We start from the raw sequence: 13,207 nt of genomic DNA on the forward strand, positions 1-13,207 counted from the left end.
ACCCGGCGGCAGGTTGTCGAGGACCGGGCTGACGACCCGTCGGCACGTGGCAGGATGGGCGCATGCGCATCGTGGCACTGGCAGGCGGGATCGGCGGAGCGCGTTTCCTGCGCGGACTCCGGGAGGCCATCGGCCCCGAGGACGAGATCACCGTCATCGGCAACACCGGTGACGACATCCACCTCTTCGGGCTGAAGGTCTGCCCCGACCTCGACACCGTGATGTACACCCTCGGCGGCGGCATCCACGAGGAGCAGGGCTGGGGCCGGACCGACGAGACCTGGTCCATCAAGGCCGAGATGAAGGAGTACGGCGTCGGGCCCGAGTGGTTCGGGCTCGGCGACCGCGACTTCGCCACCCACCTCGTGCGCAGCCAGATGCTCACCGCCGGCTACACCCTCAGCCAGGTCACCGAGGCGCTCTGCGTGCGCTGGCGGCCCGGGGTGCGGCTGCTGCCGATGAGCGACGACCGGGTCGAGACCCATGTCCGGATCACCGACGACCAGGGCACCCGGGCGATCCACTTCCAGGAGTACTGGGTCAAGCTGCACGCCGCCGTCGACGCCGAGGCGATCGTGCCGATCGGCGCGGACACCGCCAAGCCGGCGCCCGGGGTGCTGGAGGCCGTCGCCGCCGCCGACGTCATCCTCTTCCCGCCGTCCAACCCGGTCGTCTCGATCGGCACCATCCTGGCCGTGCCGGGCATCCGGGCCGCCGTCGCCGCCGCGCCCGCCCCGGTGGTCGGGCTCTCCCCGATCATCGGCGGCGCGCCGGTGCGCGGCATGGCCGACAAGGTGCTCGCCGCCGTCGGCGTCGAGGCCACCGCCGAGGCGGTCGCGCTGAACTACGGCTCCGAACTGATCGACGGGTGGCTGGTGGACACCGCCGACGAGGCGGCCGTCGCCGCCGTCGAGGCCGGCGGGATCGCCTGCCGGGCCGTCCCGCTGCTGATGACCGACGTCCCCGCCACCGCAGAGATGGCCCGGGCCGCGCTGGCGCTCGCCGAGCAGGTGCGCGGATGACCCTCCTGATCCTCCCCGTCGGCGGGCTGCCCGAGATCGACGCCGACTCCGACCTCGCCGGGCTGATCGCCAAGGCCGCCGAGTACCGGGACGGCGACATCCTGCTGATCACCTCCAAGGTGGTCAGCAAGGCCGAGGGCCGGGTGCTGGAGGCCGCCGACCGGGAGGCCGCGATCGACGCGGAGACCGTCCGGGTGGTCGCCCGCCGCGGCAGCACCCGGATCGTCGAGAACCGCAACGGCCTGGTCATGGCCGCCGCCGGCGTCGACGCCTCGAACACCGCCCCCGGCACCGTCCTGCTGCTCCCCGAGGACCCGGACGCCTCGGCCCGCGCGCTGCGCGCCCGGCTGCAGCGGCTCACCGGGTGCCGGCTCGCCGTCGTCGTCACCGACACCTTCGGCCGGCCCTGGCGCAACGGGCTCACCGACGTCGCGATCGGCGCCGCCGGGCTGCCCGTCGTCGAGGACCACCGGGGCCGCACCGACTCGCACGGCAACGAGCTGGCGATGACCGTCACCGCCACCGCCGACGAACTGGCCGCCGCCGCCGACCTGGTGAAGGGCAAGGCCACCGGCACCCCGGTCGCCGTGGTGCGCGGCCTCGGCCACCTGGTCACCGCCGAGGACGGCGAGGGCGCCCGGCCGCTGATCCGGCCCGCCGCCGAGGACATGTTCCGGCTCGGCGCCTCCGAGGCGATCCGGCAGGCCGTCACCCAGCGGCGCACCATCCGCGCGTTCACCGCCGAACCGGTCGACCCGTCGGCCGTCCGGCGCGCCGTCGCCGCCGCGGTCACCGCGCCCGCGCCGCACCACACCACCCCGTGGCGCTTCGTCCTGCTGGAGACCCCCGAGGTGCGGACCCGGCTGCTGGACGCGATGCTCGCCGCCTGGCGCCGCGACCTCGCCGGGCTGGACGGCTGGGACGAGGAGAAGATCGCCCGCCGCACCGCCCGCGGCGACGTCCTGCGGGCCGCACCGTACCTGGTGGTGCCGTGCCTGGTGATGGACGGCTCGCACGACTACCCCGACGAGCGCCGCGCCGCCGCCGAGCGGGAGATGTTCACCGTCGCGATCGGCGCCGCCGTGCAGAACCTCCTGGTCACCCTGGCCGGCGAGGGCTACGGCTCGGCCTGGGTGTCCTCCACCATGTTCTGCCGCGACACCGTCCGCGCCGCCCTCGACCTCCCCGGCCACTGGGACCCGATGGGCGCCGTCGCCGTCGGCCGCCCCGCCGAACCCCCGCGCACCCGCCCCGACCGCACCGCCGACGCCTTCATCGAGGTCCGCTAGCGCCGTCGGGACCCGCAGTGCGGTGAGGGTTCACCGGCCCCGTCCCGGACACCCCCTCGGTCCTCCCCGGTCAGCGGTGGCGGTGGTCGTTGGGGGTGAGGCGGGGGCCGAAGCGGGGGGCGTGGGCGCCGGTGGCGGTGATCAGGCGGCAGAGGCGGTGGCGGTGCGGGCGGTAGGGCTCCAGGAGCTCCAGCATCTGGGCGTCGTCGCTGCGGACCCGGCCGGCCAGGGCCCAGCCGACGGTGTTGGGCAGGTGGAAGTCGCCGACCGAGACGGCGTCGGCGTCGCCGTTGCTGCGCTGGAGGGTCTCGGCGGCCGTCCAGACGCCGATGCCCGGGACGGCGGTGAGGCGGGCGAACGACTCCTCGTGGTCCATCGCGGAGGCCTCCTCCAGGCGGGACGCCAGGCGGACGGCGCGCTGCACCGTCGCCGAGCGCTTCGGGTCCACGCCCGCGCGGTGCCAGTCCCAGCTCGGCACCAGGGTCCACTCGCGGGCCGAGGGTGCCACCCGCAGGCCCTCGACCGGACCCGGCGCCGGGGTGCCGAAGGCCCGCAGCAGGGCGCTCCAGGAACGGTAGGCCTCGCTGGTGGTGACCTTCTGCTCCAGGATCGCCGGCACCAGGGACTCCAGGACCAGGCCGGTCCTGACCAGCCGCACACCGGCCACCTCGCGCTGGGCCTCGCGCAGCGGGCCGGGCGGCACGACCAGGCCCGCCGGGTCGTCGCCGGCGCCGAGCAGGTCGGGCAGCCGGTCCAGCAGCCACGGGGCGCCCGGGCCCCAGGCGCCCGCCTCGACGACCCCCTCGGAGGGGCGGGCGAGCACCCGCAGGGTGCCGGGGCCGGCCGGGGTGCGGGAGGCGCGCCAGACGGCGCCGTCGGCGGTGGTCCGGTAGGCCGGATCGCCCGGGCCGCGGCGCAGCGGGAGCAGGGTGCGGGCCACGTCCAGCGGGAAGCCGGGCCGCCAGCGGCGCACGGTTCCGGTGCCGGAACCGGCGGTCCTGGGGGCGGGCACGCCCGTGTGCGCGCCCGTCCGCGTGATCCCGCTCACCGCCGTGCACCTCCTGCGCTGTCCGTCGACCATGGGGATATGAACGATACGCGGGTGGCGGAGTTGGCCCCGGGTGACGAGAGTGCCGTGCGGGCCCTCTACCACCGGGTGCTGGAGGGCTGGAACGAGCGGGACGGCGCGGCCTTCGCCGGGCCGTTCGCACCGGACGGCCAGGTGATCGGCTTCGACGGGACCCGGTACGACGGCCGCTCGGTGATGGCCGCCGAGCTCGGGCGGATCTTCGCCGACCACGCGACGCCCGAGTACGTCGCCAAGGTGCGGCGGGTCCGGGCGCTGGCCCCCGGGGTGGCGCAGTTGGACGCGGTGGCCGGCCTGGTGCCGGACGACGCGGACGACCTGGATCCCGCGCTGAACGCGGTGCAGACGGTGATCGCGGTCAACGCGGGAGCGGGCTGGCGGATCGCCCTGTGGCAGAACACCCCGGCCCGGTACGACCTGCGGCCCGAGCTCGCACGGGCGCTGACGGCCGAACTGCGGGGACTGGTCGCACGCGGACCGGGGCCGGGGTGACCGGACCCTAGGGGGTCGCGACGGTGTCGGCGCGGCCCTGGAGGCGGGCCGCCTCGGTGCGGATGCCGGGGAGCTCCGGGTAGAGGGCGGCGCCGGGGCACTCGGTGTTGAAGCCGTCGCGGTGGCCGGAGACGGCGTCGAAGGAGACGGTGGTGCCCGCCGGGTAGCGGCTGGCGCTGGAGCCGGAGACCAGATCGACGCGGCCGTCCGCGTCCCGGCCGGTGAGGCCGAGCTTCCAGGCGGAGATCCGGGCGAGGCCGGTCAGCAGCTCCGGCGGGGGCACGTCCTTGACGTAGGTGCCGATCGCCGCGACGCCCGCCGTGTTGGTGTTGAAGCCGAGGGTGTGGGCGCCGTGCACCGGCAGGTCGGTGCCGCCGGCCCGGCCCTCGTAGACGGTGCCGCAGCGGTCGACCAGGAAGTTGTAGCCGATGTCCCGCCAGCCGTTGCTCTGCACGTGGTACTGGTAGATCGCCCGGATCACCCGGGGCGCGTCGGCGCACTCGTACGCGGTGGCGGTGGCGGTGTGGTGGACGAAGACCGCCCGGACCTGGCCGGTGTACACGAAGTCGGACTCGCGGATGGACTCGTCGGCGCCCCAGCCGGCCCGGGTGACGATCTCGGGGCGCGGGGCCTGCTGGCCGGACCGGCGCCCGCCGCCCGCGGGTTCGGCGGGCCTGGTCCTGGCGGCCGGGGACTCGGCGCCGCGGCCCGGGTCGACCAGCTCGACCCGCAGGCCGCGCGGCGGGCCGGCCGGACCCGCCGTCACCTCGACGGCCACGCCGTCGCTCGGCCCGGTCCACAGCGGGGCGGTGCCCGCGCGCCGGGCGCCGGCGGCGGCCGGGGTGTCCGGCCCGTCCTCGCCGTCGGCGTCCAGCCGCTGCCAGTCGCGCCAGGCACCGGTGGCCGCGTCCCGGGTGCGGACCCGGACGGTGCCGTCCGCCAACGCGTCCGCCGGGCCGTCCCAGGTGACGCCGATCAGCTCGAACCGCGCGGTGGTGCGCGGCGCCAGCGCGCGTCCCGCGGCCGACCGGTGCGGGCCGCCCAGCGGGAGCGAGGCGACGGAGCCGCCGCCCGCCGAGGTCCGCAGCCCGGCCCGCGGCGCGGGGTCGGCGGACGAGGGACCGGACCCGGCGGCGGCCGGGGACAGGGGCAGGACGACGGTGCAGACGGCGAGCAGGACGACGGGGAGGACCACGCGGGGGACGACGGCCGGCCGGCCGCGGAGGCCCTGAGGAAAGATGTGCATAAACCGGATGTTCACGGGATTTCGACCCGCGCGCCACGCCACCCGGCGCCGCTTCGGCCACCCCTCCCGGACGTCCACCCGAAGGCCGTAGGCTGGGGCGCACCATGACTTCGCCTTTCGCTGCCGATGCCCGCACCCCCGTCGAGCTGCTGCACGCTTACCTGCGAGGTGGCACTCCCTCAGTCGACCCCGCGGCCCCGCTGGTCACCTTCTACGACGACGCCAGCGGCGAACGCGTCGAGCTGTCCGCCCGGACCTTCGACAACTGGGTGGCCAAGACCGCCAACCTGCTCCAGGACGAGCTCAACGCCGGGCCGGGCGACCGCGCCGCGCTGCTCCTCCCGGCCCACTGGCAGAGCGCCGTCTGGCTGCTCGCCTGCTGGTCCGTCGGGGTGACGGCGGTTCCGGCCGGCGACCCGGCCGACGCCGACCTGGTGGTCAGCGGCCCGGACGGCCTGGAGGCCGCCCAGGCCTGTGAGGGCGAGCGGGTGGCGCTCGCGCTGCGGCCGCTCGGCGGGCGGTTCCCGCAGCGTCCGGACGGCTTCCTGGACTACGCGGCCGAGGTGCCCGGCCAGGGCGACCGGTTCGCCCCCTACTCCCCCGTCACCCCGGACGCCCCGGCCCTGGAGACCGCGGTCGACGGGCTGCCGCTGAAGCTGACCGGGGAGCAGACCGTCCAGCTGGCCCGCGAGGGCGCGGTCCGGCTCGGGGTGGGCCCGGGCGACCGGGTGCTGTCCACCTTCTCCTACGACGACTGGGCGGGCCTGGAGGCCGGTCTGCTGGCGCCGCTGGCGGCCGGCGCGTCGGTGGTGCTCTGCCGCAACTCCGACGGCCTGGACGCCGACCAGTGGGAGAAGCGAGTGGAATCCGAACGGGTGACACTGCGCCTCGGGTAACCCCCGGCCCCGGCCCGGCGGGTAGGGATCCCTGCCATGGCCGAGGACGACACCGAGCACCCCCCGACCGAACGCCCGCCGACCGACCGCGCCCCGGCCGACCACCCTCCGGCCGACCACTCTCCGGCCGAGGAGGCCGGCGCCGCGGAGCCGGAAGCCGCGCCCGAGGCTTCCGGCGGCCGGCGGCGCCGTCGGCGGCGGTGGCTGGTCGTCGCCGCCTGCGCCCTCGCGTTCCTGCTGGTCGCCTGCGGCACGCTGCTCTGGGTCGCCTACCGCAAGCTCGACGGCAACATCCGCACCGACTCCACCACCGACCAGCTGCTGGCCCGGCTGGAGGCCGAGCGCCCCAGCCGCACCGCCGGGGCCCGCGGTGCGGAGAACCTGCTGCTGATCGGCAGCGACGACCGGACCGGCGCCAACGCCTCCTACGGCACGGCGGGCGGCCAGCGCTCGGACACCACGATCCTGCTCCACCTGGCGGCCGACCGCCGGCACGCGACCGCCGTCTCCATCCCGCGCGACGTCATGGTGACCGTCCCCGCCTGCGAGAAACCGGACGGCACCCGCAGCCGGGCCGGACTGGCGCAGTTCAACTCGGCCTTCGAGACCGGCGGCCCGGCCTGCTCGATCCGGACCGTCGAGCAGCTCAGCGGCATCCGGATCGACCACTACGTGATCATCGACTTCACCGGGTTCAAGCGGATGGTGGAGGCCGTCAACGGGGTCGAGGTGTGCGTCCCGCAGCCGATCCACGACAAGGACGCCAAGCTGGACCTGCCGGCCGGGCGGCAGACCCTGCACGGGGAGCAGGCGCTCGGCTACGTCCGGGCCCGGGAGACCCTCGGCGACGGCAGCGACACCCAGCGCATGGGGCGTCAGCAGCAGTTCCTGGCGGCGCTGATCCGCAAGGTGCAGTCGCAGGACGTGCTGCTCAACCCGACCAAGCTGTGGCCGGTGCTGGACGCGGCCACCTCGTCGGTGCGGGCCGACGGCGGGCTGTCCTCGCTGGGCGCGCTGTACGACCTGACCCAGGACCTGCGCGGGATCCCGTCCGCGGACGTCACCTTCCTGACGGCGCCGCGGCAGCCGTACCGGTTCGACTCGGACCGGGACGAGTTCGTGCAGCCGCAGACCACGCAGCTGTTCGCGGCGCTGCGGGACGACCGGCCGGTGGAGGTGCGGCCACCGGCGTCGGGTCCGTCGCCGACCGCCCAGGCGGCGCCGGCGGTCCCGGGGGTCCCAGGGGCTCCTGGGGCTCCGGGGGTCTCGCTGCCGTTCTCGGCCTCGCGGACGGCGTCGGCGACCCCTCGCGCCGCGTCGCCGACGCCCGCTCCGTCACCGAACGTCACCACCCCTCCGTCGTACGAGGGGCGGACCGCCGACGTGGACGCCTGCGCCGTGCACTGACCCGTATCGACGCCGATCAGCCGTTCATCGGATCACCGTTCCGTACACGGATCATGATCTTGAAAGGTTCTCCCCGGAAATTCCCAGCATCGGATTCACCTGGGGAAATGCCGTTCCGCACCATGGCGGAGATCACATCAGGAACAATTCCCCCACCCGGCTCGTCTAGGGTGTCCGAGTCGGTCGCGCAATTCGCGGACCGGTCCGGGAACCGGACGGAGGGAGGGGACCACCCGTGCAGCAGGACACCCACGGCGTCACGCCGGACGCGGGGCCGCCGCCTCCGTCCGAGCCGTTCGACCCCGCCCGGGGCATCCCCGTCCAGCGCCGGCGCACTTCCGCCGGGGCCGCGCCCGAGGGTTCCGCCGGGGCCGCGACGGCCTCCGGGACCGGGCTCCCGCCCGGCGGCGGCCGGGCCGCCCACCGCAGGGCGCGCGCGGCGCGGCGCAACCGCCGCCGGCGGCTGCTGAAGTGGACCGGCGGCCTCGGCGCGTTCGTCCTGGTGGCCGGCTGCGGCGGCGCTTACTACGCGTACCAGCACTTCAACAACAACATCACCGCCGTCAAGGTGCAGCTGGGCAACGAGGCGGAGCGGCCCCAGCCGGCCGGCGACGCCCTGAACATCCTGGTGATCGGCACCGACAGCCGGGAGGGCCTGGGCCGCTCCTACGGCGACGAGGGCAGCGCCGGGCACGCCGACACCACGCTGCTGTTCCACGTCGCCAAGGACCGCACCAACGCGACCGTGCTCAGCATTCCGCGCGACCTCATGGTGCCGGTCCCGGACTGCGTGACGCAGGACGGGAAGACCGTCCCCGGTGAGTCGCGCACGATGTTCAACAACAGCCTCGGCCAGGAGGGCCGCGATCCGGGCTGCACCTGGAAGACCGTCGAGAAGATGACCGGGATCCGGGTCGACCACTTCGTGATGGTCAACTTCGAGGCGGTGAAGACGCTCTCCACCGCCGTCGGCGGCGTCGAGGTGTGCGCGGCCAAGGACATCAACGACCCGGACTCGCACCTGAAGATGAGCAAGGGCCGGCACGTCGTCCAGGGCGACGAGGCGCTCGCCTTCGTCCGCACCCGGCACGCCGTCGGGCAGGGCGGCGACCTCACCCGGATCCCGCTGCAGCAGCAGTTCATCAGCTCGATGATCCGCTCGGTCAAGAGCAACGGCACCCTGACCGACCCGGCCAAGCTGTGGAAGCTCGCGGACGCCTCCACCAAGGCGCTCACCGTCGACTCCGGGATCGGCAGCGTCGACAAGCTGACCAGCCTCGCGCTGGACGTCAGCAAGGTCGACACCAAGAACATCACCTTCGCCACCGTGCCGGTGCTGGACGACCCGGCGGACGAGAACCGGCTGATACTCAAGCAGCCGGACGCCGGGCAGCTGTTCTCGATGGTGGCGGGAGACCGGTCGCTGACCGAGGGGGCGGCCACTGCGGCTCCGACCGCTCCGACCGCTCCGGCCGCTCCGGGGGCGGCGTCGACGGCTCCGGCCTCCCCGACGGCCTCGGCGGCTCCGGAGGCTCCGACCGCTCCGGCGGTGGACGTGAAGGAGCAGCGGGTGACCGTGCGCAACGGCAGCGGGACGCCCGGGCAGGCGCAGCAGACCGTCGACCGGCTCCAGGCGAAGGGCTACGCCCGGGCCGCGACCTCCGCCAACGCGCCGGTCACGGCGACCACCACCGTCTCCCACCCGGCCGGGAAGGCCGCCGATGCGGCGGCGCTGGCCACCGCGCTGGGCCTGCCCGCCGACGCGGTCAAGGCGGACCCGAAGCTGGGGGCCAAGGACGGACTGGTGCTGGTGCTCGGCAAGGACGCGCCCGCCGCGGCCGCGGCGACGCCGAGCGCGCCGGCCACCGAGGCGCCGAAGGACCTCCAGCGGGTCCAGGCCGACGACGCCGACGTCTGCGCGAAGTAGCCCGCCCCGGCCTGCCCGGCCCGCCCGGCCGCCCGCGGTCAGGAAGCGTCGGCGGGGGTCTCGGTGGGGGTCTCGGCGAGGGTCTCGGTGGGGGCGAGCTCGCCGTCGGACTCCCGGTACTCCTCGCCGGTGCGCGGGCAGCGCCAGCGGTCCGGGCCGGCCGGCTCCAGCGGTTCGCCGGCCCGGCCGACCCACTTGATCCGGCGGGCCGGGACACCGGCGACCAGCGCGAAGTCCGGGACGTCCCGGTGCACCACCGCGCCGGCCGCGACCAGGGCCCAGCGGCCCACCGTCACCCCGGCGACCAGCACGGCGCGCCCGCCGATCGAGCACCCCTGGCGGAGCGTCACGCCCCGGGCGTGCCAGTCGTCGCCGCGCTTGAGCCGGCCGTCGACGTCCACCGAGCGCGGGTAGAGGTCGTTGGTGAGCACCGCGGCCGGGCCGACGAAGACGCCGTCCTCCAGCACGGCGGGCTCGTAGACCAGCGCGTGGTTCTGCAGCTTGACCCGGTCACCGATGCGCACCCCGGGGCCGACGTAGGCGCCGCGGCCGATGATGCAGTCCGCGCCGATCACCGCGTCCTCGCGGACCTGGGCGAGGTGCCAGACCGTCGTCCCGGCGCCGAGCACCGCGCGCCCGTCGACGTCGGCGGTCGGCTCGATCCGGGCCCCGGCAGCGGCGGAAACGGCGGCGGACCCGCCCTCAACTGTCCCCATGGCGCCCGACGATAGCGCCGGGGGCGGGGACAGGAGGGCGGGTCCGCGGGATTGGCCGGTCGGGACCGGTCGGGGCCCGGGAGGGCCGCCGGGATCAGCCCGGGGTCAGCCGCGCTCGGCCACCACGTCGGTGGCGGAGGGCGAGCGGCTGCCGATCACCTTGCGGGCCAGCGAGCGCGGCGAGGTGAGGAAGCCGAAGCCCCAGCTGAGGTGCATGGTCCCGAGGGCCACCGGGAGCAGCGCCTTCGCCTTGGGCGACAGGCCGCGGCCCTCGACCAGCGCGCCGCCGAGGATGCCGAGCAGGTAGGCCCCGGGGGCGGCCAGGAAGACCGGGTGGACGGCCGCGCCGAGCACCAGCCCGAGCGTGACGCCGAGGAAGGCCGCCGGGGGCGCGAGGTAGCGGAGGTTGACCGAGCCCTTGTGGTACCGGGTGACCACCCGGCGCCAGCGGCCGTAGTCCTTGTACTGCTTGGCGAGCGCCCTGACGCTGGGCCGGGGGCGGTAGGTGACGCGCAGCTGCGGGGTGAACCAGACCAGGCCGCCGTCCTGGCGGATCCGGTAGTTGAGCTCCCAGTCCTGGGCGCGGATGAACTCCTCGTTGTAGCCGCCGAGGCGCTCCAGCACCTCGCGCCGGAACACGCCGAGGTAGACGGTGTCCGCCGGACCGGCCAGGCCGCCGGTGTGGAAGGCGGCGTTGCCGACCCCTATCTTCGAGGTCATCGCGGCGGCGACCGCGTGCTCCCACTCGGTCTCGCCCTCGGCGTGCATGATGCCGCCGACGTTGGCGGCCTCCATCTCGTCGAGCAGCCGGACCGCCGTGGTGATGTAGCCCGGGGTGAGCAGGCCGTGGCCGTCGACCCGCACCACTATCGGGTGACGGGAACCGCGGATCGCGGCGTTCAGCCCGGCGGGGGTGCGCCCGGTGGGGTTCCGCACGGTACGGACCCGCGGGTCCTCGGCGGTGAGTTCGGCGGCGATCTCGTCGGTGCGGTCGGTGGACGGGCCGAGGGCGATCACCACCTCCATCGGCCCGGCGTAGTCCTGTTCCAGGATGTGCCGGACGGCCGTGCGCAGGTGTCGTTCCTCGTTGAGCACCGGCATGATCACGGAGACCGCCGGCAGCTCCTCAGCAGCCTTGGTGTTCATCGGGGCCAACCGTACCGGTGCGGGCGGGGTGCCGTCCTGTCCCGGTCTGGGCCGCTGTGCCCGGCCCCGGAGGCGGGCCGACGCGAGGGAACGCCGACGGGACGTTCCGCCGTTGCCGGAGAGCACCAGGAGGAACGTTTCACCGATCGCGGCCCACCGTACTCCCCGGCCCCGGCGCGCCCTCACCCGGCCCGGCCGAGGGCGCCCCTACCATCCGAGAGATGCCCGTCTCCCCCCTCTCCGCCCGGCCCGGCGCCCCGTCCGGACGGCGGCGCCGCTGGCCCCGCCGGCTGGCCGCAGGCATCGCGTTCTGCATCCTCACCACTTCCTGCGGCGGCTGGGCGGTGCTGCACGGCATCGGTGCGATCGACCGGGTCGACGCCTTCAGCGACGACCGGATCCGGCCGGCCGACGACGCCTCCACCACCTTCCTGGTGGTCGGCACCGACGAGCGCGAGGGCATCCCGGAGAACACGCTGAAGACCGTGCTGCACGCCGGCGGCGAGTCCTGCCACTGCACCGACACGATGATGATCGTCCGGCTCGCCGGGGACGGGTCCCGGGCCAGTGTGATCAGCATTCCGCGCGACTCCTATGTGGACATCCCCGCCCACCAGGACGCGGCCACCCGCAAGGAGGTCCCGGCCGGGAAGGGCAAGATCAACGCCGCGTACGGGCTGGGCGGGCCGCAGCTGGCCGTGGCCACCGTCGAGCAGAACACCGGGCTGCGGATCGACCACTACCTCCAGGTCAACTTCGCCGGGTTCGTCGCCGCCGTGAACGCCGTCGGCGGGGTCCGGGTCTGCACGGCCAAGCCGCTCAAGGACGAGTACTCGGGCCTGGACCTGCCGGCCGGCACCAGCGTCCTGGACGGCCCGGGGGCCCTCAAGTACGTGCGCGCCCGGCACGTGGACGGCAGCTCCGACCTGGGGCGGATGCACCGGCAGCAGAAGTTCGTCGCGCAGCTGCTGCACGAGGTGACCAGCAGCGGCACCCTGCTCAACCCGGTCCGGCTGGCCCGGGTGACCGACAGCCTGCTCGGCTCGGTCAAGGCCGACAAGGGGCTCGCGGCCAAGGACGTGATCGCCCTGGCGACCCGGATGAAGGACCTGGCGGCCGGTCGGGCCGACCTCGTGACCGTGCCGCTGGCCTCGGTGGACCATCCGGTCGCGGGGTGGGGGTCGACGGTGCTGTGGGACCGGGAGCGGGCGCGGCAGCTGTTCGACGCCGTCCGGGAGGGGCGGTCGCTGACGGACGGGGCGGCGGCCGCGGAGACGGCGACGACAGCGGCCCCGTCGGCGCCGGCCCCCGTCACACCGGACCAGGTGCACGTCCAGGTGTTCAACGCGGCGGGCACGACGGGGCTGGGCGCCCGGGTCGACGCCGAGCTGCGAGGGGCCGGATTCGCCACCACCGGGGCGCCGTCCAACGCCCCGTCCGGCACGGCGGCCGGGCGGACGGTGATCCGGTACGACCCGCGCTGGGCGGAGTCGGCGCGGACGCTGGCGGGCGCGGTGCCGGAGGCCGCGCTGACGCCGGTGCCGGGGCTCGGGGTGATCCTCCAGCTGTACGCGGGCGCGGACTACCCGGCGGCAACGCCGACGGTGGCGGGGGCCGGTGTGGCGGGGGCGGGAGCCACGGCGGGGGCGGGGGCCACGGCGGGGGTTGCCGCTCCGCCGCCCCCGGGGCCGGGTGCGGCGCCGTCCGGGCCGGCGGGTGAGGCGCGGGCGGAGGAGGCGGGGCCGGGCGCCGCGGAGCGGGCGAGCGACATCATCTGCCCGTGAGCGCGTTCGCCGCCCGGACCGCGCGGAACCACGCGGAACCACGAGGGGCAGGGTGCCCGCGGCACCCTGCCCCACCCCCCGGTGCCCCCCGGCCCCCGCTCCCCCGGGTTGTACGGGTTCTACCGGGCGCCCCCCCCTACCCCCAACCGGGGGTCGCCCGCCGTGAGTGCGGGGCGGTCGCCGCGGGGGCGGTGA

General features: G+C 75.5%; 11 protein-coding genes. 7 read left to right on the forward strand and 4 right to left on the reverse strand.

The window, feature by feature from the left end; genetic code table 11:
• Positions 1 to 62 precede the first annotated feature (62 nt).
• Positions 63 to 1,022 (forward strand): 2-phospho-L-lactate transferase, encoded by a 960-nt coding sequence (gene cofD, locus ACFC0B_RS40350; RefSeq protein WP_376098338.1) that lies wholly within the window; start codon positions 63 to 65, stop codon positions 1,020 to 1,022.
• Positions 1,019 to 2,311 carry a coenzyme F420-0:L-glutamate ligase gene (locus ACFC0B_RS40355; protein ID WP_376098341.1) on the forward strand — a complete coding sequence of 431 codons (1,293 nt, stop codon included), beginning with the start codon at positions 1,019 to 1,021 and terminating at the stop codon, positions 2,309 to 2,311. The genes cofD and ACFC0B_RS40355 overlap by 4 nt, the downstream gene beginning before the upstream one ends.
• A 70-nt stretch (positions 2,312 to 2,381) precedes the next feature.
• On the opposite strand, the gene ACFC0B_RS40360 is transcribed toward ACFC0B_RS40355, so the two are convergent.
• Positions 2,382 to 3,392, reverse strand: coding sequence for a DNA-3-methyladenine glycosylase family protein (locus ACFC0B_RS40360; RefSeq protein WP_376098344.1), 1,011 nt, complete (start codon positions 3,390 to 3,392; stop codon positions 2,382 to 2,384).
• Positions 3,393 to 3,398: 6 nt separating this feature from the next.
• Here ACFC0B_RS40360 and ACFC0B_RS40365 point away from each other — a divergent pair, with 6 nt between their 5' ends.
• Positions 3,399 to 3,890 (forward strand): SgcJ/EcaC family oxidoreductase, encoded by a 492-nt coding sequence (locus ACFC0B_RS40365; protein WP_376098347.1) that lies wholly within the window; start codon positions 3,399 to 3,401, stop codon positions 3,888 to 3,890.
• A 7-nt stretch (positions 3,891 to 3,897) separates the two neighbouring features.
• On the opposite strand, the gene ACFC0B_RS40370 is transcribed toward ACFC0B_RS40365, so the two are convergent.
• Positions 3,898 to 5,136, reverse strand: coding sequence for a peptidoglycan recognition protein (locus tag ACFC0B_RS40370; RefSeq protein WP_376098350.1), 1,239 nt, complete (start codon positions 5,134 to 5,136; stop codon positions 3,898 to 3,900).
• A 104-nt stretch (positions 5,137 to 5,240) separates the two neighbouring features.
• Here ACFC0B_RS40370 and ACFC0B_RS40375 point away from each other — a divergent pair, with 104 nt between their 5' ends.
• From ACFC0B_RS40375 to ACFC0B_RS40385, 3 genes are all read left to right on the forward strand, one after another.
• Positions 5,241 to 6,032: a TIGR03089 family protein gene (locus tag ACFC0B_RS40375; RefSeq protein ID WP_376098353.1), complete on the forward strand. Its 792-nt coding sequence runs from the start codon at positions 5,241 to 5,243 to the stop codon at positions 6,030 to 6,032.
• A 36-nt stretch (positions 6,033 to 6,068) separates the two neighbouring features.
• Entirely contained in the window at positions 6,069 to 7,439 is a 1,371-nt protein-coding gene (locus tag ACFC0B_RS40380; protein WP_376098356.1) for an LCP family protein, read from the forward strand.
• Positions 7,440 to 7,674: 235 nt separating this feature from the next.
• Positions 7,675 to 9,366, forward strand: a complete 1,692-nt coding sequence (locus ACFC0B_RS40385; protein WP_376098359.1) for an LCP family protein — start codon at positions 7,675 to 7,677, stop codon at positions 9,364 to 9,366.
• 38 nt (positions 9,367 to 9,404) lie between these two features.
• On the opposite strand, the gene ACFC0B_RS40390 is transcribed toward ACFC0B_RS40385, so the two are convergent.
• Together ACFC0B_RS40390 and ACFC0B_RS40395 are read right to left on the reverse strand one after the other, a co-directional pair.
• Positions 9,405 to 10,082 (reverse strand): acyltransferase, encoded by a 678-nt coding sequence (locus tag ACFC0B_RS40390; RefSeq protein WP_376098362.1) that lies wholly within the window; start codon positions 10,080 to 10,082, stop codon positions 9,405 to 9,407.
• A gap of 105 nt (positions 10,083 to 10,187) precedes the next feature.
• Positions 10,188 to 11,228 (reverse strand): glycosyltransferase family 2 protein, encoded by a 1,041-nt coding sequence (locus ACFC0B_RS40395; protein ID WP_376098365.1) that lies wholly within the window; start codon positions 11,226 to 11,228, stop codon positions 10,188 to 10,190.
• Positions 11,229 to 11,449: 221 nt separating this feature from the next.
• Between ACFC0B_RS40395 and ACFC0B_RS40400 the strand changes: the two genes are divergently transcribed.
• On the forward strand, positions 11,450 to 13,012 hold the full coding sequence (locus ACFC0B_RS40400; RefSeq protein ID WP_376098368.1) for an LCP family protein: 1,563 nt from the start codon (positions 11,450 to 11,452) through the stop codon (positions 13,010 to 13,012).
• The last annotated feature ends 195 nt before the right edge of the window (positions 13,013 to 13,207 follow it).

Origin of the sequence: Kitasatospora sp. NPDC056184 (assembly GCF_042268405.1) — a bacterium.
In the GTDB taxonomy this organism is placed as follows: Bacteria; Actinomycetota; Actinomycetes; order Streptomycetales; family Streptomycetaceae; genus Kitasatospora.